Here is a 21,631-nt window from a genome sequence, read left to right on the forward strand (position 1 = left end):
GAATTCTTAGGAGAGCAGGATGAAATTCAGTGAACAATGGCTGCGTGGCTGGGTTAGCCCGCAGGTAAGTCGCGACGAGCTGGTTGCTCGTCTGTCGATGGCCGGTCTTGAGGTCGATAGCGTTACGCCGGCCGCCGGTGTTTTCAGTGGCGTGGTCGTTGGCGAGGTGCTGAGCACCGAGCAGCACCCGGACGCCGACAAGCTGCGTGTGTGCCAGGTCAGCAACGGTTCGGAAACCTTCCAGGTTGTTTGCGGTGCGCCAAATGTGCGCCCGGGCCTGAAGATTCCTTTCGCCATGATCGGCGCCGAGCTGCCGGGCGACTTCAAGATCAAGAAGGCCAAGCTGCGTGGCGTTGAGTCCAACGGCATGCTGTGCTCGCAATCCGAGCTGCAGGTCGGTGAAGGCAATGACGGCTTGATGGAGCTGCCGGCCGATGCGCCGGTGGGCGAGGATTTCCGCGTTTATCTGGACCTGGAAGACGCCAGCATCGAGGTCGATCTGACCCCGAACCGTGGCGACTGCCTGTCCCTGGCCGGTCTGGCCCGTGAAGTGGGTGCACTGTACGCCGCTCCTGTGGTCCGTCCGGTGGTGGCCTCGATTCCTGCCGCCCACGACGAAGTGCGTTCGGTAGAAGTGCTGGCGCCCGCCGCGTGCCCGCGCTACCTCGGTCGTGTGATTCGTAATGTCGACCTGTCCAGGCCTACGCCGCTGTGGATGGTTGAGCGCCTGCGTCGTGCAGATGTGCGCAGCATCGACGCTGCCGTCGACATTACCAACTACGTGATGCTGGAACTGGGTCAGCCGCTGCACGCTTTCGATCTCGCCGAAATCAACGGTGGCATCCGTGTGCGCATGGCCGAAGAGGGCGAGAAGCTGGTACTGCTCGACGGTCAGGAAGTCAGCCTGCGTAGCGATACGCTGGTGATTGCCGACCACTCCCGCGCACTGGCAATCGCCGGTGTCATGGGTGGCGAGCACAGTGGTGTCTCCGCGACCACCCGCGATGTGTTCCTGGAAAGCGCTTTCTTCGACCAGATCGCCGTAGCAGGCAAGGCCCGTTCCTATGGCCTGCACACTGACGCATCCCATCGCTATGAGCGCGGCGTTGACTGGCAGCTGGCCCGCGAAGCCATGGAGCGCGCGACCGGCTTGCTGCTCGATATCACCGGTGGTGAAGCGGGTCCGATCATCGAGACCGTCAGCGAACAGCACCTGCCGAAAATTGCTCCGATCACCCTGCGTGCCCAGCGCATTACCCAGATGCTGGGTATGGAAATGGACTCGGCTGAAGTGGAGCGTCTGCTCAATGCCTTGGGCCTGACCATTACTGCCGACGGGGCAGGGCAGTGGCGTGTAGAAGTGCCAAGCCATCGCTTCGATATCAGCCTGGAAGTCGACCTGATTGAAGAACTGGCACGCCTGTACGGCTACAACCGTTTGCCGGTTCGTTACCCGCAAGCGCGTCTGGCGCCGCAAGCCAAGGCAGAAGCCCGTAGCGACCTGCCTGAGCTGCGCCGACTGCTGGTTGCCCGTGGGTATCAGGAAGCAATTACCTACAGCTTCATCGATCCGAAACAGTTCGAACTGTTTAATCCGGGTGTGGAGCCGTTGCTGCTGGCGAACCCGATCTCCAATGACATGGCCGCCATGCGTTCGTCGCTGTGGCCGGGTCTGGTCAAGGCGCTTCAGCACAACCTGAACCGTCAGCAGGATCGCGTGCGTCTGTTCGAAAGCGGCCTGCGTTTCGTTGGTCAGCTTGAAGGTTTGAAGCAAGAGCCGATGTTGGCAGGCGTTGTTTGCGGTAGTCGTCTGCCGGAAGGCTGGGCGCAAGGTCGCGATACCGTCGACTTCTTCGACGTCAAGGCTGACGTGGAAGCGGTGCTGGGCTTCGCCGGTGCCCTGGATGCGTTCACTTTCGTACCGGGCAAGCACCCGGCGCTGCACCCAGGTCAAACCGCGCGCATCGAGCGTGACGGTCGTCTGGTCGGCTTCATTGGCGCGATCCACCCTGAATTGTCGAAAACCCTCGGTCTCGACCGTCCAGTCTTCGTCTTCGAGCTGGTTCTGGCGGAAGTGGCGTCGGGCAAAATGCCTAAATTCCACGAGTTATCGCGCTTTCCTGAAGTGCGTCGTGACCTTGCACTGATTGCGCACAAAGACGTTGCAGCCACGGCTGTACTGGACGTAATCCGTGAAAATGCAGGCGAATGGCTGACAGACCTCAGGCTATTTGACGTGTATCAGGGTAAAGGCATTGATCCTGATAGAAAAAGCCTTGCAGTCGGCTTGACCTGGCAGCATCCATCGCGCACTCTTAATGACGATGAGGTGAATACCGCAACGCAAAACATCCTCACCTCGCTCGAACAAAGGTTGAACGCCACGTTAAGGAAGTGACGTATGGGGGCTCTGACGAAAGCTGAGATGGCGGAACGTCTGTATGAAGAGCTGGGCCTGAACAAACGGGAGGCCAAGGAATTGGTCGAACTGTTTTTTGAAGAAATCAGGCACGCTCTCGAAGACAACGAACAAGTCAAATTGTCCGGTTTCGGCAATTTCGACCTTCGGGACAAACGCCAGCGGCCTGGCCGCAATCCGAAAACGGGGGAAGAAATCCCGATCACGGCTCGCCGTGTGGTCACCTTTCGTCCAGGGCAGAAGTTGAAGGCCCGAGTTGAGGCTTATGCTGGAACCAAGTCATAACGACGAACTCCCCGTCATCCCGGGCAAACGCTACTTCACCATTGGTGAAGTCAGCGAGCTGTGTGCGGTCAAACCGCACGTGCTGCGCTACTGGGAGCAGGAGTTTCCTCAACTCAACCCTGTCAAACGCCGCGGAAACCGCCGGTATTATCAGCGCCAGGACGTGCTGATGATCCGGCAGATCCGCGCGCTTCTTTACGATCAGGGGTTCACCATCGGCGGAGCGCGCTTGCGTTTGTCCGGTGATGAAGCCAAAGACGACACCACCCAATACAAGCAAATGATCCGCCAGATGATCGCCGAGCTCGAAGATGTTCTGGTGGTGCTCAAGAAATAAATTCTCGCTTTTAAATACTTCCAGTTTTCAAAAGCTTGCGATATATTCTTGAGCGTTCCTCGAGGTGAGGGACGAGTTTCACGCCTAGTCGGGGCGTAGCGCAGTCCGGTAGCGCACTAGCATGGGGTGCTAGGGGTCGAGTGTTCGAATCACTCCGTCCCGACCATATTTTTCAAAGGGTTGCGAGATTTTATCTCGCGACCCTTTTTATTTGTGAACGATTTTACCCCCACAAAATCGCTGGCTCTGGGTGGAATTCTCACGGCTTTCACGTGGGTAGACGCAGGCGTTAGCGCTCACGCGTGGTCTCTTTATTGAATCGGCTGAAATCTTGTTCTCGACGATTAGGAAAAAGTCGTGGCCGCGTCCGATAAGTTCTGTACGTGTGAGCTAAATCCATAAATGGACATGTCAAATCTATACAAATCAGTAGCTTATTTTTTTGTCCATTGTCCATTTTTCTAAAATCGATGAACATGCCGGCTACACCCCCCCCCCACACAAAGCCCGCAATTCCATAACCCTCAGTCCCCAAGTGCCCCGCACGACTCCTCCAGTTAGCCCTCCAGGCGCCCCGTCGGGTTCCCCAGCACGGCGCATTAAAGATAGTATTGTGCCATTACCTATGGACACTTAGATGCCCAGCCACCCCCGCCTAAGGGGAGAGTAGGGCGGTAGGAATTCGGCATGGATCAGCTACGCCACAGAAACGCAGACAGACGACCATCATATCCCGAGGCGGCTATTTGGGAGTCTTAGTCGTGCATGCGATTAGAAGAGCACCCGCTTGAAAGCCTGAAAGCCCAATAACTCAAGAACCCAGACGAATCCCCAGACGAACAATATGCCGACAACTAAGGAACTCATGCATGAGTGAGCAGGAGCAGGAAAAGGGCCAGGAACAGAAGCAGGAATATGCTTTTCATCCTGCCGATCTAGTCGAATACGCGATGGACAAACCCATCGGCGCAGCCCGCGCGGCGCTGGCAATTGGACTGGAAGAAGCTGACGTTGACCCTGAAATCATTATTGCCGAACTGATGGGGAATATGGAGTTGAATCAGCGTTTCCTGAAGAAGCTCACGGGCGCCTTGCGGAAGAATCCAAATAAAATCCTTGGTGAGATGCCAGATCGTATCCAGACTCTACAGGTGGAGCGCGACCTCGGATTATGATATGGGCTAATTACAACTTAGCAAGCAAAGCACCTTGTCGCAGAGGAGTAGCTAATGTCTTTTGGTGAAAATGTCATTAAGCTCCCTCCACCCCCGGAATTCGAGCTCACAGCACTGGATGTAGAAAAAGGTGAAACAGTTCATCCCCTGGATCGCCTGCAGATCATGTCTTCGGATACTTGGGAAATCTTTACGCTGGAGTTCGTCTCTTACTTAGGTAAAGACTACGAATCGGTCACTCGCTGTGCTGGTGCGGGAGACAAGGGGCGCGATGTCATCGCGCGGCATGCAACGGGGTGGGACAATTACCAATGCAAGCACTACAAAGATAAACTGAGCGTAGCAAACGTAGTTGGGGAGCTGGGTAAGCTGGTTTACTACACGTGGAGGGAGGATTACACCCTGCCGCGTGAGTACCGCTTTGTTTCCCCGAAAGGCTGCAGCTCTGATTGCATCGATATGCTGTCCAAGAAGTCTCGCATCAAGGCTGAGATCATTAAGCGTTGGGATAAGGTATGTAAGGATAAGATTACGAAGACGGAGTCCATTCCTCTTGAGGGTGGTCTGTTGGATTATATAAATACCCTTGATTTTTCATTTGTTGATGAAATGTCTTCACAGGAGTTAATTGATAGGCACGCCCTGACGCCATATCACACGACGCGGTTTGGAAGCTATCATCTTAAGCGACCGCAGGTTCGGAAGCCTGAGCCCAGCGCTGTTGGTGATAATGAGAAAATTTATATTGATGCGCTTTTAGATGCGTTCTCTGATGCCGATGGTGCAGAGTATTCATTCAGTAGCGTCATGGACTCTGAGTATAAGGACGATCTTGAGCGAGCGCGGATTAACTTTTTCAGCGCTGAGTCACTGGAGATATTTTCGCGCGATGCTTTTCCTACAGGATGCTATGAAAGCCTCAAAGGTGAGTGCCACGAAGGCTTGCACAGCGTGGTGCGTAAGAAATTCGATGATGGGTATCAACGTTTTCTCGAAGTAAGCACGCAGTCCGTTAATATTCCATATGACTCTCATCCACTTCGGCATTTCTTGCAGACCTCCGATCGAAAGGGGCTATGTCATCAACTGGTGAATGACCTAAAGTTTAAATGGATTAAGAAATAGATGACGAGCTCAAAGGATTTGTACAACAGCCCTGTGGAAGTTGGTGCACGCATTGTTCTGTTGCTTGCAGGCTTAGCCCGGCAGCTTGATCTCGACGAACTTATCTTTTTTGACTATGCCTCTATTTATAGTAGTGACTTTCAAGGGGATGCAAGCCTGCATCCAGTCCTTTTGAATCGACTTGCCGAACTTGTGCGTAGGCGAGAAATTTTCCCAGACGCCATAAAACTATTTACCGCTAAAGGTTTGATTACTTCCCAAGTTGATGAGAAAGGTGTTCGATACTCTATCACCAGTGCGGGTAGTGTGTTTGCCGCCAAGTTGAGTACTGAATACCATGTGGATTTCAGAAGACGTGTTTCTTGGGTCGAGGCTAATGTTGATTTTCTCGCTGCTCAACGCCGCACTATTTATAAAATTGACAGGGTGGTCTGATGTATATTGAAAGCGTTGTCGTGAGTGGCCCTGACCGTGCAGACGCCGCTGTTTATTTTGAGAAGGGTGCGAACGTTGTTCAAGGCGGCTCCAACACTGGTAAGTCCTACATTGTTCAGTGCCTGAAGTTTGCCCTTGGTGCAAATACGCCTCCAAAGCCTATCAACGAGTCGCAGGGCTACACCACTCTCAAGGTTAAGTTTGTGCATGATGATGGGCGCTCCTTCACCATTGAGAGGCACCTTTCAGAAAGTTCTAAGCCTACCCTTTACGATGAAGAGGGGAAGGTTCAAACCCTGGGGGTGAAACATAACCCTACAAAGATGAATTCGATCTCCAATCAATTTCTGGATAGGTTGGGGTTGAATGGAAAGCTGTTGTTGAAAGGTACAGCCTCTCTCAATAACGCTTCGTTCTCTCTTCGTGATTTCGAAAAAGTATTTTTGATGGATGAAACGCGAATCGTGGCTGAGTACTCTCCACTGGGTACGGGTCAGAAAGATGAGCGCACTATGGAGACATCCATTCTGAAGCTGTTGCTGACGGGGAAAGACGACACCGGGGTTAAACAGGCTAAAAAGGAGTTGGCGTCAAAAGGGGCATTGAGGCACAGGGCAGCTGCTGTCGAAGACATTATCAAGCAATTCTATCCAGGTGACGACGCGGCTGAGGCGCTTGAACTCCAGAAGCTCAGTTCTTTTACGACCCAAGTTAAGCTTCGGCTCAAGGTGGCTGAAACTGAGCTGGAAGGCGCTTTTCATTCGAGTGAAGGGCTATTCACCCAAAAGGCCAGCTATATCTCCGAACTGGAAGTGGTCGAAGGAAAAATTGCTGAAGATAGGGCCCTACTGGGGCGGTTTGGCATGCTTGGCCAGAAATATGAATCAGACCGCCAGCGTCTACAGGGAATTGAGCAAGCGGCAGTCTTACTCGACGAGTCAGACGCGGTGCTTTGTCCAACCTGTGGCAATCATTTCGACTCCGAATCATGCACAACCGATGTCGATGACATCAAGAAGGGGGTTTCCTTCGAGCTGGAGCGAATTTCGAAAAACCTCCATGAGCTTGGGGAGGCACAGGGATCCCTGGCGGCAGCGATTGAACGGAATACTTCCACCGCTGAGACTACCAAAACGTCCATCGCAGCACTGGAGAAGTTGATCTCCACAGAGATTCAGAGCTCAGTGCAGCTGGTGAGCGATCTGAAGGAGCTAGCCTCATGCCTCAACCAGGATCACTCGGCGCTGGATAAGTACGTTACGAATAAGGCCAAGCTAAGAGGGGAGCTGAAAAAGCTGGGTGTATTGCTGCTTGAGGAGCAAAACAAATACACCCCTGAAAGCTTTGAGGAGTCTGCCAAGCCTTTGGTTAAAGCGATTCAGGATATCTTGCAGCGCTGGAGTTTCCCGAATCACGCCCCGGTGGAATTCAACTTCAAAGCACGGGACATCACCATTGGTGGGAGTGCGAGAGGCAATTTTGGCAAGGGGTATCGAGCCATCGCGTCTTCTGCATTTGCTCTAGGGCTGATGAATCTACTAAAACTCTCTGGGCGCCACCCTGGTTTTGTGGTGCTTGATTCGCCACTGACGACATACAAAGAAGGGGATCCGGAGCCTGAGGAAGATGTTGAGGAAGTGGCAGCGGACGTGATTTATGCGTTCTATCAGGATATTGCCGACAACTTCAAAGATTCTCAAGTGATTGTATTTGAGAACAAGGAGCCTGATATGGCGCTCATCCCTCATTTGAATTATCAGCACTTCACGAAAAGCAGAAAGAGTGGGAGATACGGCTTCTTCCCACTACGAGGCTGATCCGACTGTATAGTTTGTCGGTCACCCTTACATGGCGCGGTGATCGACTTACTAGCTTTCGGCTCTCTGTAAACACGAATGATTGGTTTGGGTGAAGGTACAGGCCAAAGCTTAAACCTTCCCGATCAGCGTCATGGGAGCCCTGAGTCTTGAGTCCCGAGTCATGGAGTCGTGGAGAGCTAATAACGCCCAAATATTAACTCGTGGGCTTGGCTTGGGCTATCCCCGTGCAGGTCAGCTGAAAAGTCTGTTTGCATGGCGGGCTGTTGAGGTCTTCTCCACAGCCCTGAGCGCATGAAATGATCAGTCGAGAAATTCTACGGTTGCATGCACGAATTGCTGGCCGTCCTCATTCCTCCAGAAGGTATGACTGCATTGCTTACACTGATGCTGAGTCATCGGTGGGTCAATTCTTTGCTGCTTGGTTTCGAGGTCATGACCATGGCATATGCTACAGAACAATTCCCAATCTAACCTGGCTGTTGCCCACTGAGATAAATTGATTTTGACGAGAGGGAGGGAGGCCTCGATGAGTGAGGCAAAGACCTGCGCCCATGCCTCGAACCGCGCCTGTTGGAATGTATGACCTTCCCACTCGCCTCGATCCACGCCAGTGTTGTTCAGTTTCTCTTCGCTACCATGGATATACCCATTGAGCAGGCTGTAGGCATCGGAGATGGTAGTTTCCAGCTCTGTCGAAATGATCCCATCTTTTTTCAGGCGCGATAGAACTCCGTCCTTGCCACGTATCGAAGGCGCTTGGTACTCGTTAGATTTCCATTTCTTGAACAGCTCGGGCCGTCTGCAAAAATGGATTGGTAAAATGACGCTTTCGATGAATCCGCGCAGCACTTGCATGGACTGACGGTAGTACAGCGCGCCCGCCAGCTGTACAGAGCACATCAGATCAGACCGGGTTTCAAGCATGTGTGAAAGAGAAAAATATCCTGCTTCGGACAAGACGTTGCCGATGGTCTCTTGCCAAGCTATCAATGTCTTGGCTAACCGTCCGAACACAGGGTCATGCTCAAAGTCGACCATCACGGGTGCTTGGGTTCGTGCACCAGGCGCCGGCATTGAATGACTCGCGGTCTCTGCAAAGTGGTCTGCCAAAGCCAGGGCTTGGTTGATCGCTCCCTCCAGCCTTTCATCTGCCTGATCTTCATAACCCGTACCTTCAAGTAGTTTGTGAATGAAGGTATGCAGGTCGTTTCCTGACGCCCAGGCTGATATGGCCTCCGGAACGAATGGCAATATTGAGAGCGCGTTTTGCGGGAAGATTTCCTCTGGGCTCGCGTCAGTAGGGAAGGTACCTTCAAAAACACTGTTCATGAATTTCGATTTCCTTGGTAGATTTTGAGAATGTGAGCCTTCGGGGGGCGAGGGTGAGCATCCCAGCGTCTCGCTGAAATTCTATCGTGATGATCAGGTCTTCCACATGGTGCCATCTGTGGATTTGGAGGAGCAATGTGAATCCAGGAAGAGGCCGCAAGCATCGGCGTTGATCAATTACTTCGCGGAAAGGCTAAGCGATCTTCGGCTTATGGGATCAGTGAATCACGGTGCCGGCAGCAATGAGTAACGTTCAAACAGCGAGCGATAGAATATTATCAGCACCTCCTCGGCATTAGGCTGCTGAAGCTCGTGAACACCGAATCGATAGACCTCATACCCCACCAGCCTTAGAGCCCTGTCAGCTGCCATCATCTCGGCGTAGAGGCGGGGACTTGAGCGTCCGGTTGCATCGCAATAGTGGTGTTTGCCATCAATCTCGATGACAACCCGCACCCCGCCCGGCAATAGTAGAAGGAAGTCCATGCGCGACCTGAGCAATGCCTCCTTGCCGCGCCGTGAGACCGTCAGGGGATCCCAGTGAAACCAGACCTCGGGCAGTAAGACTGGAAGTTCAGGAATGTGTGTCGTGAAGGCCTTGAAAAAGCTGCTGAAGGCTAGCGCTTGAGGGGGCGATGATTTAGGCAGGCAGGCCTCCAGGCGCCGATATAGGCGATTTTTGGCCTGGCCTTCCTCGATGTCATAGGTTTTGGCATACCAAGCCTGTAGGTCGCGCCACAAGAGGCCGGTGCTTCCGATAGGTCGGTCATAGATCAGGATATCCGTTGGGTCGGACATCACCTCGATATCGTTGTCCAGGGCGTTGCCGAGTCGCAGATCTGGCTTCGTGGTGGAGGCGAAGATCAGGTTCTTGGGGGAGGACTGCTTGGCTGATCCTACGTAAGCCAAGGAGGCCGTCAGGAAGGCATCGTCCCCCACCCCGACGACAATGTGGACTCCACACGTTTTGAGGGTATCGTTGACGATCTCAATGAATTTTCGCTGAGCGGGTTCGCTGGGCAATACCCGCGAGGAAGCCAAGGCTTCGACGAATCGGCCAAATCGGGCATGCGAGGACTGAAACGCTCCGAGCTTGTCGAAGATTGTCACCGCATCCCAATCGGGATTTTCGATGTAGTGGCGGACAATTTCTTGGCGAAGTGTCGGGGTCGGTCGCAGCAAATTCACAAACGACATCGTGTCGATTTGCCAGAACTCACCGAGCACGTGTTCAAAAGCAGCCCTGTCTATGAATAGCTCGATGGGGTTGAGCCTTTCTGCCAGCTCTCTTCGGTAACGACCGGGGATGACAGGCGCTGTTCCATCGTCCCACACCAGCTCTTGAAGCTGGTCTCGCTCATGAGCCGCAAAGCCGATCAGTTCCAAGGCCGTCTGAGCGGCAGCCAACATTTGAGCATCACTTGAAGCTTCTACTGCTTTCTCAAGGTGTTGCCTTTTGGAGCTGTACTCAGTGCAATCATCCAGCCCTAGCCTGAAAAGCAATTCAGGGATCCGTGTATCCGTGTAGTGGTCTTTCTGGTTGCCCAAGATCTGACTGAAGGTATCTCGCAGGCTGGTGAGGTTTTGCTGGGTTCGAGGCATGCGCAGGGGGGCTCCGATGTCGTTGAACGGATCGTGGTCACCCTAGTTCGATATTCGGCCCGTAGGTCAGAATATCTACCAGGCGCAGCGCTTTTCGAGCATCCGTCTTTAGGTTGGCGAATTCAGGGTCTCGCAGGGCAGTGATGAGCATTGAGCGGTCGCTGGCATCGGTCGCTGCTATGAGCAACTGGCGAGTCCAGTATTTCTTAGAATCTGGATTCTCGGACGCATACACCGCAGGAAAAGCCTGACCGGCAGTGAATTCGCCGGCATATAACGCGGCTAGTGGCGGCATTGCTTCCAAAGAGGCTTCACGAACAGTGCCTTCGTTGCGCTCCATCGAGTCGGGGATGCTTTCTCGTGCGGTTTCAGCCGCAGCAGATTGTGTGACGGTAAAGGTCGCAATTTCAGTAGCTGGCGGAAGTGTGCGCTCCTGTCTTTTGGCCTCAAGGGCTCTGATGGCTGCGGTACAGCGTTCTTTGAACTGTCCCTGAGCCGATACCGCCGAAGCCCTGCGAAGCTGGCCGATTAGCTGACCGATGTCGTCGACCATCGATACCAAGAACCAGTATGGGCGCTCTGTTCCTTGCTGGCTCAATGCAGTAGCCACGAAAGGCCACACCTCTTGACCGGTGAGCGTTTGCCGATCCAGAGTCTCGCGTAGCTGCTCAGGGCCTTGGAGGCACAAATCGAGCAAGAAGGACTCTGGGGGCAGATCCAGAATACCTTGATCGAGCCGTCCATTTGCATTTCCCACGTCTGCGCCAAACTGCTCACGCGCGTGGCCAAAGGCTTGGCGCATGTCCTGCAAGGCGATAGGTAACGCATTTGGGTCGTTTGGCCGGACAACTACTGGTAGTGCTTGGCCCCCTGCATTCATGCGACGGAACCTCATTGGTGCCGCGCGTTCAAGTGTTTCCAAAAGCAAAGTGATGTCAGCAGGGCGTGGCGAGACTACGGAGCGGTCAAACGCTTCAAGCCACTCCGGTGCTTCTGGGGGGACTTCGGGGAGGATCAGGAACAAAGATCGTAAGGCGTTGACCCGCTCGGTAATTGCATCGGTGCTTTGGAATTTTTGAATGAGGTCATCAATCAATACAGTCTGGTCGATGACTTCATCTGGTGGTATCGGCAACCGATCCATATAGGCGCGGATACGAGTTGACCTGGTTAGGAGCTCAAGGAAACTGTGAACCTTCACGGCTTGTTTCAGTGTCACTGTGCGAGACAAGCCAAGGCCAGCATGGAGCCCGGTCGCCCGGTAGGTGAAAAGCACAGAAAATCCTTCTGATGCCTGCAGGATCGACTCGCGGTGTTGAGCGGGGTCGGCTACGCCTGCGGTCAGGAAAGAGCTGGCAGGAATGGGCGCGCGGAGTAAATCCCTCATGTCCGACAAAATCTGTCGCGCGCTTTTGTACTGGGTGGGGGACGCAGCCAGAGCCTCATCGCCCCGAACCTGAACGATAATTGCAGCCAAAGCCTGCTCAGCGGCGGCTCCGATCAATCCAATCGCGGGGGAGTATCGAGCTACCTCAACTCTCAGGCTTCCCCGATTTGGAGTGCCCAGGCAATGCAGCGCCAAGGCCAAAGATTCTTGGCTCGCTTCCAAAAGACGTATTGCGCTGTTACTGAGGTATCTGGGCATCGCGAATCCTTGCACTGCTCAATTGGTGGCTCAGCGGAGGATGGCCTGGAGAGGTCACCGTCTCTGGCTAGATCAACGCGATCGTCACTGCTCACGACGAATCAGCTCCGATGGCATGCATGACGTCCACTGTACAGTGTGGACGCCATCGCTCAGACCGAAAAATTGCCGTGGTGCACTGTCGAATCGATGTTGCCGGGGCACTATCAGGTAAACCCCCACACGGGTGAATTTATAGAGACCAAAGGGGGAAATCACAAAGGTCTGAAGGCCTGGAAAGTACAGTATGGTGCGGAAACTGTTGAGTCGTGGCTCAATTGATCCATCAGCCGCGCTAGGAGTTTTCAGCCTAACGAGACCAGGCAGCTCATGCTGCCTGTCCCAACGGACGCCACCGTCTGGCTCGCAGATCCGTAGCCCAGCAAGATTAGTGAGCCGTTGATTGGGCCCATCGAATTTGCCACTTCATTGCCTGAACTACTGCTTGGTCTCTCTGTATTCGACATGCCATGGCCGGCAAGCCGACTTTCAGCGGGTCATTCTAGTGATTAGCTTGCTTGGCCAGCACAAGCATCCCGAGCAATTCGGACGTATTGCCAGCGTGCTGCTTCAGCGCATCGTCCAGCAGAGTCTCCATATCCGTTTTCGCCAGCCGAAGCGAGCCTACGGCGATGGCAGCAGCGAACTCAAGGGCTGCGTCGCCGAAGTCCTTGTCCGAACGTGCAAACACCTTCACTAACAGCTCTTTCATCACCTTGCTGAGCTCAGGGCTGGATGAGTAGTCCAACTCCGCTGGGTGGCATGCCCTCAGCATGCACGCTTGCAGGATGGCCTCGTTGAATCTGAGGAAGCACTCTGGGGCCAATACGACCGACTCGTAGCCGTTGGGGCAGAGACGCCTTTCGTGATCTTTGTGTTCCCGGGCGTTTTGGAGCACGGCTGCCATGGTGAGGTGCACCATGCTGGGCTCAACGTCAGCGTAGCGCCTGGCAATCTCAGTTTTGTTTCCGAAAAAGAGAAAACCTTCTGAGAGCCGCAGCGGGTTGCCTCGTGGCGAAAGCAAAAATCCTCGAAACGCACTTAAGGCTGCCTTTCCAGCTAGATCGAGGGACGGCAGGATGTTGGAGGTGTTGGGCAGGTGCTCAAGGCCTAGGTCATGGATGTTTTGTTCCGAATGAGCCTTGTGAGTTTCGATCAAGCGATGCCAAGAGTTGTCATTGGAGTCTTCACCAAGTGGGAGCTGTATCCAGTTGGAAAAGCCGTACTCCCTGGTCGTGGGGTTGCGAACCAAGAACATACGCAATTGGTTCCATGACGCGTTCGTCTGGGGGATACCGATCGGGGAAAGAAAATGCCTCGGAATGTACGCTTTGATGTACGAACGCAGATCGCGACTGATTTCGCGAAGCACGCCGCCATCTCGGGCGACGGTGGAAACGATCACTACGCCGGTGGCGTCTTTGCAGTTGTCCTTCTCCAGTTCGTGGTATGGAAGCACCGTAATCGACGAACCAGCAGCCAAGCGAGTGCGCAGGCGAGCCACGACGATCACTGCGAGAGCTTTGGAAGCCTCGTCATCGGCGTGGATAACGTGACTTACGGTCAGGGGGAATGACCAGTCAATTTCTGCGTCGAGCCATTTCTTAAACTCTGCGTGTTCCAGCAACTCGATGACATCAAGCTGCAGCAGCTTGCTCTTCGTTCCAACTCGGGTATTGAAAGGGTGTATCGAAAAGCCAAAAAACTGATGGAAATCGGCCAATGCTTTCGGAGTATGTGGCTGTCCGAGAACGACTGGTCGAGGAGGCTTGGCTTTTGACGAGAAATTTTCGCCGATGATCTCGATCAGGGTGCCGTCGCTGACTTTCAAGTCAGGGAAAGCGACCCCCATATTATCAAGCGCGACCATTACGTCGCCGGCTCGTCCCTGGGACGTCACATCGACGATGGTGGCGATTCGCTGAGGATCCCAAACGCTGCTTGCCATCTTCTTTGCCATGCTTCCGGACGTCGAGGCGGAGACAATGCAGAAATAGGGATCTGATGGAGGATTGATCTTCTCCAACTCATCATAGGAGTGGAAGCTGACTATCTCTGCCTCGGAGCGGCACAGGGCCAGAGCGCATTTGACGTAAGCATAGATACCCATGGTATCGATGAAAACCTTGGTGCTCCCTTGCAGGGCCTGCCCGTGGCATAGCGTGATCAAGTATGCGACGACGTACAACTCTGCCTCGCCTGAGGCGATTTCCCTTGCTTGGATGAAGACCTTGTTCCGGCGTTGGGAAGGGTGCTTGAACACATGGCCAGAGGGGGCCTGGTGAATAGCACTGTTCTTCTCGATAAGGCTGTTTACGCCACGGGTTATGAGAAGCTTCAGATCCACGTTGTAAGGGCCCGTATGCGCTCCAAGGGCGTGTTGATTGAAGTTTGTGCCATCCCACTCAACGAAGGTGTATTGCTTCACGAAGTCAAAGCCAGCCTTCATGCCGCGCTTGATCATGGTTTGCAGGTGCAGATTGGCCGGATCCCAGGCTGCCTTGAACGTGTTGCATTGCTCGGTAGAGCCCACGATGTACACGCAATCGGGAAGATTGGCATCACTCTTGAGGGCGGTCTCTACATCGGTATACACATTGCCTTCGGTCAGCTGGCAGCGTTTATAGCAGAGCACTAGGGCTTCAATGCTGCCGTGCGTGGGGCAGTGTTTCAGGTGCCGCCAGGAATAAAAGCGTTCCATCACTGAGCCCTCAGCGGTACGAGAATAGAAATGACCGCACCTTGAACGGGCGAAAGGTTGGTTTCAGTCCAGTCATTGAAAGCAAAGAGGTCACGGTTATCGCCAGGCGTGAAGGCGTTGAACATCGACAGCCTTCCCGTGCGGATCCTCATCAGCCCGCCGATCTGCCTCAACTCTTGCAAGACCGAGGGCAAGCCTTCACCTGCTGCTGTCTGGGATTTCGACGTTGATTTGTGCTGCAGGCAACGGAGAAGCGCTCGTCGTTCATCTTCGAGTGACATCTCTTGCACGCGCTTGCCAGTGAAGCGGCTGACTAACCCTGGCCCTGAGTCAAAATAGCTGATCTCGAATGCCCGGAGGCTCTTGGCTCCGGTTTCGGTTCTAGCAGCTTCATCATTCCAGTATTTGTTCAGATCGGGGTGGCCAGAGAAATCGTCTTTGAAGGTCGACTCGTAAAACCGTGTCCAGCCCATCAGCACCCCCTCGACATGCGAGAGATACGGCCTGCCAGTATGGTCTGTGATCGCGTGCTCTTGGGTGTTTTGAATAAGCTCAGCAGAGAACAAAGCGAGCGCATCGACCAGGGACTCAGGTACTTTGGCCCTGCTTTGCTGCGTTGTACGATCCACTAGCGTGCGCATCACTGGGGCCATGCCGTCTTTCTCTTTAGCCTTGCCTCGCGAAGAAAACAGCGGCTTCAGATACTGGATTTTGGAACCTCCGACGCACAGGAGGTCTATACAGCGCCCCTTGACAAGGTCGTCAAACTCTTGAGCATCCATCGCTTGCATTCTTTTGGTCGCGAAGGTCAGAACGTCTCGGCGATCAATTTCCTTGCTACCAATCCGTATTCCCTTGGACAGCCGAACCCCTGCAATCCCAGGTGAGTAATCACAAACAGCCTGCTGAGCATCCAGTTCTTGAGCGTTTGGATGAATGTCCAGATAGTCATCTTCGAGTTTTTGGCGAGCGAGCGTAACGACCATCTGCAGTCGCGATGCGTCATGCATCGGGCTATGTCGAGCGCCGAGGGTGTCTATAGGGAAGCGAAACACGGTATCGCTGTCGGAGTACTCGATCTGGGAGATGATTTCCTCAATCTCAACCAGGCTCCGGCACTTCCCCACGTGGTTAATTGCCAAGCTATCACCTCTGAAACGTAGGGTTACTTTTGGGCCGGGAGGCTTGCCAGGAGCTGCTTGATTTGGGGCTCGGGTTTCCAGTAATTGGGGCCCTTGAGGAATTTCCCATTCTCATCGTAGATAGGCTTGCCATCGGCACCTAGCTTGCTCTCGTTGCTGTCCATGATCAGCTCCAGTACGGCTTCAAGAGGGATGCCGTACTTCATTGCCTCGGAGCGGCAATACACGATGACGTCGCCGAGAAGGTCTGCAATGGCGACCTGAACATCGATGGCATCGTCTCCTCGACGAATCTGCTCAGTAATGTCATCGATCTCGGCGACTTCGTCGAGCAGCGTCCGCTTGAATTTCAGGAGGCGATCTTCTGCATCCGGGAAGAGGTGCGGAGCCTCATGGATGGGCAGCTTGTACATCGCATTCATTGTCTGGATGCGGTCACGAAAACTTTTGCTCATTGATCCATCTCCGTTGGTGAGGCGTTAGCAGCAGACACTACGCTTCTTTTTCAGGGCAAAGCAATCCAAAACACCCTGGCCCGCCATAGCTCCGCAGACGCTCTCATGGCGCCTCTGCCTCGTAGTTTGCATTTCATCCGTCAGAGCAAACCCAGGCGTTAGAAGCTTGGCGTTACAATTATGGTGTTAACCTCTGACCTTTCTTCACAAAGGCGTGCCACGTCTGTCAGGCACGCTCTAGGACAGCAGGGAGCCTTCAGCTAGTGGATTCACCAACAACAGACCCTAATTCCCCATCACCTCTGGCCCAGGCCGAGGCAGAAGGAAAATCGCCCGTCCCTGACAGAAGCGTGATGCCGGTAAAGGGTGGCTTTTTCAGTGGTCTCGCCAACCTCATTCTCGACGCCGTAGGTTTCAAGCAGCGCTCGGCTTGGAAAGCTGAGCACCTGGTCGGCGTAGGAGAGGGCTTCGAGTCGGGTAGAGGCCATGGAGTGGAACTGGGCCGCGTTGAGGGGCGGACTGAAGGGCGCCCGGAGGGTAAAACCGAAGGCTTGGCAGAGGGCTTTGCTCAAGGGCATAGCCAAGGCCTTGATGAAGGCAAGCTGATAGTTGAGCTGCGTCCAGGAACCACTGACCAGCCTGGTTCACCTCCATCAAGGAAGCGGCCCTCTTCAAGGACTGGAGGTTTGCAATCAGGGGGGAGATGTCGACCAGTTCAGTCGGATCACCCTCAACCAGTAACGCCCGCCAAGGTTGGCGCTTTCTAGCCTAGTTGAACAACTGGGTGAGGTCGGCGAAGAAGCTGATGGCCTGCCGGTGAGCGCCGCGGTTGACCACGGCCTGGATCAGCGCCCGGACATCATGTTCGGAGACGCTGCTCACTGCGGTCTTGCCGAGTGCTGGCATAAGGTCCTTGTTAAAGCGTCGTTGCAACTCGGCATTGCCGTCTTTACGCGCGACACCATCCAGCAGCCAGGCCTTGACCAGATCCTGGACGGTCAGTGTTTGCACCTTCGTTGTTTTTAGGTGTCGGTCTCTACGTTAGCGGCGGCGTATGCCTGCACCTTCGCGGTTTTCTTGTGCTCGTTGGGATTGATCTGCTCATCAATAAGCGCACGGGCTTGGTTGCGCGCCTTGCGGATATCCGTCAGGGATTTGCGCGGCCAGGATCCGCAGGAGTACTCTTTGTTCTGGTCGCCCCAGCAATACCGATAGAAAAAGCTGACCGACACACCGTCCTTACGCATTGAGATTCGACCGGCCAGATTGCCATCCTCCCGGAGGATTCGACCGGCATCGTTGGCGGTCAGCGACTCGAGTTCTTTTATGGTGATTTTGGCCATAAAATCGGTTCCCCCTACTTTTCCCCCCACAAAAACGTCGGCTCTTGATGGACGTTACTGGACCTTTGTGGAGCAGAACTCCGCTGAAACTCAAGTAAATACTAGCTTTGAATATTCCAGAGTAAAATTTTGAAAGCTTTCAAGAAGTATGAAAAAGAAGATGGGGTGCCAGGGGTCGAGTGTTCGAATCACTCCGTCCCGACCATATAATTCACTGACTTAGCCCAATCTGAAAAGATTGGGCTTTTTCATGCCTGCAAAATTACCCCCACATTTACTCCCACGGTTATCCTGGATCTAGCCTTGAATCGACGCCCGCCGTTCCGACGGACGCCCAATCGGGCTATAGAAATCGGCGAGGTAATGGCCAGCGTTGATGCTCGCGCCGAATTGACCCACGAGCTGAAGCAAGACTGACCCCCTCTAAACCGGCACAAATTCCGCATAGGCAATGGTTCGAGAGAGCACATGCGCCTGGCAATCGAATTTTTCGAACGTACCTGTGGCAAACGTCCCGTGGGCTGGTATTGCCGATATGGCGCTAGCGACCCCGCATGATGTCGATCGGGCTGCATCCACGCATGGTGGGCCGTCCCGGGAAAGTAAGGGCGATCAAGCAATTCATCGAGTATGCCAGGCAGTACAGCGATGTCTGGTTTGCTACGCGCGAAGAAATCGCCCGTGCCTGGCTTGAACGAACTTGATTGCGTGGTGATCACGCCGGATCAAAAAAATGATGCGCTGCTCGACAGAAGTCGCAATTCAATCCCGAGCAATCTTGTCATTTGCCAAGGCTTAGGGCAGGGTCGATACCACTGAGATCTCTGCCAAAGGAGTCACCCTATGTCAAAGCTATATCCCAGTATCGATCCCGAGGGGCTGGTCGAGTACTCAGTGGTCTACACCGACCGCTCGCTTAACCACATGTCGCAGTCATTTCAAGGCGTGATGAAGAACATTTCCAGGACCCTGAAACAGGTCTACAACGCCCAGGCTGTCGCGGTGGTCCCGGGCAGCGGCACATTCGGCATGGAAGCGGTGGCGCGACAGTTTGCCACCGACCAGCAGTGTCTGGTGATACGCAACGGCTGGTTCAGTTATCGCTGGAGCCAGATCCTTGAGATGGGCAACATTCCGGCGGCCACCACGGTGCTGAAAGCCCGACCGGTCGACACCGGTCGCCAGGCTGCCTACGCCCCACCCCCTCTGGACGAAGTGCTGGCAGCCATTGCGGCTTCGAGGCCGCAGATTGTCTTCGCCCCCCACGTTGAAACCTCATCAGGGATTATCCTGCCCGACGACTACCTGCGGGCCGTCGGCGACGCCGTGCATGCGGTGGGTGGCCTGTTCGTGCTGGACTGCATCGCTTCCGGCACGCTTTGGGTTGATATGCGCAAATGCGCAGTCGACCTGCTGATCAGCGCGCCGCAGAAGGGCTGGAGCGCCTCCCCTTGCTGCGCCCTGGTGATGCTCGGTTCTTTGGCCCTTGAGCGCATCGAGCAGACGCAAAGCAGCAGCTTCGCCTGCGACCTGAAAAAGTGGCTTCAGATCATGCAGGCCTACGAACAGGGCGGGCATGCCTACCATGCGACCATGCCCAGCGATTCCCTCGCGCGGTTTAACGAGGTGATGAAAGAGACGCAAGCCTATGGTTTCGAAAAGGTCCGCGGCGAACAACAGGTCCTGGGTGATCGGGTGCGCGCAATGTTGAGCGGCAGAGGCATCAAAAGCGTGGCCGCAGCCGGCTTTCAGGCCCCTGGCGTAGTGGTGAGCTACACCGATGATGCCGACATCAAGAGCGGCAAGAAATTTGCCGAGCACGGCCTCCAGATCGCCGCCGGAGTGCCGTTGCAATGCGACGAGCCGGCCGACTTCCAGACCTTCCGCATCGGTCTGTTCGGACTCGAAAAGCTGCACAATATCGAGCGCACGGTCAGCACCCTCGCGCAGGCACTGGACGAGGTGATGATTAACTGAACCGGTATTCGACACCGTTACCACAGTGGTCTGGGACATGTTGAAAACCACGGGCGCCAACAACGATCTGGCCATGGCCTGTGCGGCAGTCGATGTGTGGATGCCGGGCATCGAACTGTACAGGTGGCGCCTCTTACACACCGTCGTACTGATACACGGTCGCACTCCAATACTGGCTGTCGTTACGTTTTTGCCGAGCCCAACCGTCAGCGACCAGTTGATTGGCGATCATTCGGTTCATAAAACCATGACCGAGCAGCAGAACCGGTCCATCACTGGCAAGGGACTGTAATCGTTTGGCTGCCGTGCTGGCGCGGATCCTCGCAGTGCTGGCGGATTCGACGTTGCGTGAGTAGCCGCACAGCCATAAGACTCGAAGGATAAATGCCCAGGTAAACGGCGATAACCGTGGCAGCTTCCAATGACCACAAGGTAGTTGTGCTTCGCAGAAAAGTGCGTCGACCAGTGCAGGCTTCAGGCCGAGCGCCTGGAGGGAGGTCAGCGCACGAGGCGCGCTGCTTGAAACAATCACCGTGGCGGTTGCGGCGAGTTGCATACTGGCAGGCGGGATCGGGTGGTGGGTAATTTCGGATCGGTTGTATTGCTCGATCCATTCTTTCATCTCGATCGCTGAGATTTTGTCGGTAGCGGCCAGTTTTGGCTGGCCGTGACGCATCAGGATTATTTCCCTGTTCACAAATTTACGTCCTTGTTCTGGTGCGTGGTAAATGACCAGTAAGTGCGGTCTCGGGAACTCAAGGTACGCCTCGTGTGCCAGCACCGTGGTTTTCAAACCAGTCGTGATCACGGTACCACGCCACGGTGTCAGTGATTGTCAGCTCTAGCGCCCGGAAACTCAGGCCAAGCTCCTGTTCACTCTTGCGATGGTTGAAGCAGGTGCGGTCCTTCTCTCGTACCAACAGGCGCAACGTGGCCATGCTCAGCAGAATGGGCTTGCCGGTAAGGCGTGCATAGATCTCCTGCACAGCCGCCAGGGTGTATAGAAACGGCAGCGGTAGTTGTCGAACGGGCGTCTTGACGCCCGCTATACGTCCTAGAACCGGGATCAGCTGACCCATCGTCATATGCCGGCCCGCCGCGAGATAGCGCTCACCTCGTCGGCCATGTTCGGCTGCGGCAATCAGCGCCGATGCCACATCACGGGCATCGACAACGGAGAAGCTGCCAGGGATCAGCCCGGGCAACTTGCCGTTCACGACATCGTTGACCAACTGTCCCGAAGAGGTCGGGCCAATGTCGGCAGGGCCCCACATCCAACCGGGCAGGACCATGCAGGCATGCATCTCGGGATGTGCTTCCAGGAATGACAAGACGACACGGTCGGCGAGGATCTTGCTGCGGTAGTAGTCATCCGCGTCGGCGTCGGCCCGCAGACATGTCTCATCGATGGACGCGCCAGGTGCGCCGTCGAGCACGGCAATGGAAGACGTATGGACGAACCGTCGTATACCGGCGCGGTAGGCCTGGTGAATCAGGTCCCGCGTACCGGCGACATTGATTTTTTCGAGTTCCTGCCAGTGCCTGCCACCCTTGTAGTTATCGCGAAAGAACGCCGCGGTGTGAAACACCGTATCGCAGCCTTGCAGCGATGCGGCGAATGCGTCGACATCGGCCATGTCACCCACGACCAGCTCCACACCCGGCAGATTGTTGAACTGCTGTTCACCTTTGGCTCTTGAGCGGACCAGGCCTTTGACCCTGTAGCCACGAGCGACCAATTCACGCACCAGGTTGTTGCCCAGCAAGCCGGTTGCTCCAGTAACAAATGCGCTGCGCATGGC

General features: G+C 54.7%; 17 protein-coding genes, 1 tRNA gene and 2 pseudogenes. 10 read left to right on the forward strand and 10 right to left on the reverse strand.

Features of this window, described 5'->3' with window-relative positions; all coding sequences use genetic code 11:
• Window positions 1-19 precede the first annotated feature (19 nt).
• From pheT to ACMDB8_RS09465, 8 genes are all read left to right on the forward strand, one after another.
• Window positions 20-2,398 carry a phenylalanine--tRNA ligase subunit beta gene (gene pheT / locus ACMDB8_RS09430; RefSeq protein WP_056722253.1) on the forward strand — a complete coding sequence of 793 codons (2,379 nt, stop codon included), beginning with the start codon at window positions 20-22 and terminating at the stop codon, window positions 2,396-2,398.
• Between the two features lie 3 nt (window positions 2,399-2,401).
• Complete coding sequence (gene ihfA / locus ACMDB8_RS09435; RefSeq protein WP_002553164.1) at window positions 2,402-2,704, forward strand: integration host factor subunit alpha; 303 nt, start codon at window positions 2,402-2,404, stop codon at window positions 2,702-2,704.
• The gene (locus ACMDB8_RS09440; protein WP_003179985.1) at window positions 2,685-3,041 is read left to right on the forward strand and encodes a MerR family transcriptional regulator; all 357 of its coding nucleotides are present in this window, start codon (window positions 2,685-2,687) and stop codon (window positions 3,039-3,041) included. The genes ihfA and ACMDB8_RS09440 overlap by 20 nt, the downstream gene beginning before the upstream one ends.
• Window positions 3,042-3,130: 89 nt before the next feature.
• Window positions 3,131-3,207, forward strand: a tRNA-Pro gene (locus ACMDB8_RS09445).
• 703 nt (window positions 3,208-3,910) lie between these two features.
• The gene (locus ACMDB8_RS09450; RefSeq protein ID WP_008037556.1) at window positions 3,911-4,216 is read left to right on the forward strand and encodes a hypothetical protein; all 306 of its coding nucleotides are present in this window, start codon (window positions 3,911-3,913) and stop codon (window positions 4,214-4,216) included.
• A gap of 54 nt (window positions 4,217-4,270) precedes the next feature.
• Window positions 4,271-5,341 carry an ABC-three component system protein gene (locus ACMDB8_RS09455; RefSeq protein WP_409079130.1) on the forward strand — a complete coding sequence of 357 codons (1,071 nt, stop codon included), beginning with the start codon at window positions 4,271-4,273 and terminating at the stop codon, window positions 5,339-5,341.
• Window positions 5,342-5,776, forward strand: a complete 435-nt coding sequence (locus ACMDB8_RS09460) for an ABC-three component system middle component 2 (protein WP_409079129.1) — start codon at window positions 5,342-5,344, stop codon at window positions 5,774-5,776.
• Window positions 5,776-7,593, forward strand: coding sequence for an AAA family ATPase (locus tag ACMDB8_RS09465; RefSeq protein WP_409079128.1), 1,818 nt, complete (start codon window positions 5,776-5,778; stop codon window positions 7,591-7,593). The genes ACMDB8_RS09460 and ACMDB8_RS09465 overlap by 1 nt, the downstream gene beginning before the upstream one ends.
• A 303-nt stretch (window positions 7,594-7,896) precedes the next feature.
• On the opposite strand, the gene ACMDB8_RS09470 is transcribed toward ACMDB8_RS09465, so the two are convergent.
• The 3 genes from ACMDB8_RS09470 to ACMDB8_RS09480 all read right to left on the reverse strand — a co-directional run bounded on the left by ACMDB8_RS09470 (window position 7,897) and on the right by ACMDB8_RS09480 (window position 12,172).
• On the reverse strand, window positions 7,897-8,925 hold the full coding sequence (locus ACMDB8_RS09470) for a hypothetical protein (RefSeq protein WP_409079127.1): 1,029 nt from the start codon (window positions 8,923-8,925) through the stop codon (window positions 7,897-7,899).
• Between the two features lie 225 nt (window positions 8,926-9,150).
• The gene (locus ACMDB8_RS09475; RefSeq protein ID WP_409079126.1) at window positions 9,151-10,527 is read right to left on the reverse strand and encodes a hypothetical protein; all 1,377 of its coding nucleotides are present in this window, start codon (window positions 10,525-10,527) and stop codon (window positions 9,151-9,153) included.
• A gap of 37 nt (window positions 10,528-10,564) precedes the next feature.
• The gene (locus tag ACMDB8_RS09480; RefSeq protein ID WP_409079125.1) at window positions 10,565-12,172 is read right to left on the reverse strand and encodes a hypothetical protein; all 1,608 of its coding nucleotides are present in this window, start codon (window positions 12,170-12,172) and stop codon (window positions 10,565-10,567) included.
• A 213-nt stretch (window positions 12,173-12,385) separates the two neighbouring features.
• Between ACMDB8_RS09480 and ACMDB8_RS09485 the strand changes: the two are divergent.
• Window positions 12,386-12,493 (forward strand): annotated as a pseudogene (locus ACMDB8_RS09485) (transcriptional regulator); the annotation flags it as partial.
• Window positions 12,494-12,713: 220 nt separating this feature from the next.
• Here the strand turns inward: ACMDB8_RS09485 and ACMDB8_RS09490 are convergent.
• From ACMDB8_RS09490 to ACMDB8_RS09510, 5 genes and pseudogenes are all read right to left on the reverse strand, one after another.
• Complete coding sequence (locus ACMDB8_RS09490; RefSeq protein WP_069557007.1) at window positions 12,714-14,912, reverse strand: hypothetical protein; 2,199 nt, start codon at window positions 14,910-14,912, stop codon at window positions 12,714-12,716.
• Window positions 14,912-16,054, reverse strand: coding sequence for a hypothetical protein (locus ACMDB8_RS09495; protein WP_008037542.1), 1,143 nt, complete (start codon window positions 16,052-16,054; stop codon window positions 14,912-14,914). Before ACMDB8_RS09495 ends, ACMDB8_RS09490 begins: the two co-directional genes overlap by 1 nt.
• Before the next feature lie 23 nt (window positions 16,055-16,077).
• Window positions 16,078-16,509, reverse strand: coding sequence for a hypothetical protein (locus ACMDB8_RS09500; protein WP_008037541.1), 432 nt, complete (start codon window positions 16,507-16,509; stop codon window positions 16,078-16,080).
• Window positions 16,510-16,805: 296 nt separating this feature from the next.
• Window positions 16,806-17,081 (reverse strand): hypothetical protein, encoded by a 276-nt coding sequence (locus tag ACMDB8_RS09505; protein ID WP_409079161.1) that lies wholly within the window; start codon window positions 17,079-17,081, stop codon window positions 16,806-16,808.
• A 118-nt stretch (window positions 17,082-17,199) separates the two neighbouring features.
• Window positions 17,200-17,852, reverse strand: a pseudogene (locus ACMDB8_RS09510) (integrase arm-type DNA-binding domain-containing protein); the annotation flags it as partial.
• Window positions 17,853-18,695: 843 nt separating this feature from the next.
• Here ACMDB8_RS09510 and ACMDB8_RS09515 point away from each other — a divergent pair.
• The gene (locus ACMDB8_RS09515) at window positions 18,696-19,829 is read left to right on the forward strand and encodes an aminotransferase class V-fold PLP-dependent enzyme (protein WP_056723211.1); all 1,134 of its coding nucleotides are present in this window, start codon (window positions 18,696-18,698) and stop codon (window positions 19,827-19,829) included.
• 133 nt (window positions 19,830-19,962) lie between these two features.
• Here ACMDB8_RS09515 and ACMDB8_RS09520 read toward each other — a convergent pair whose 3' ends face one another.
• Entirely contained in the window at window positions 19,963-20,505 is a 543-nt protein-coding gene (locus ACMDB8_RS09520; protein WP_223541026.1) for a histidine phosphatase family protein, read from the reverse strand.
• 79 nt (window positions 20,506-20,584) lie between these two features.
• Window positions 20,585-21,628, reverse strand: coding sequence for an SDR family oxidoreductase (locus ACMDB8_RS09525; protein ID WP_056723210.1), 1,044 nt, complete (start codon window positions 21,626-21,628; stop codon window positions 20,585-20,587).
• Window positions 21,629-21,631 lie beyond the last annotated feature (3 nt).

This window comes from Pseudomonas monachiensis (assembly GCF_047345015.1).
GTDB classification, from domain to species: domain Bacteria; phylum Pseudomonadota; class Gammaproteobacteria; order Pseudomonadales; family Pseudomonadaceae; genus Aquipseudomonas; species Aquipseudomonas monachiensis.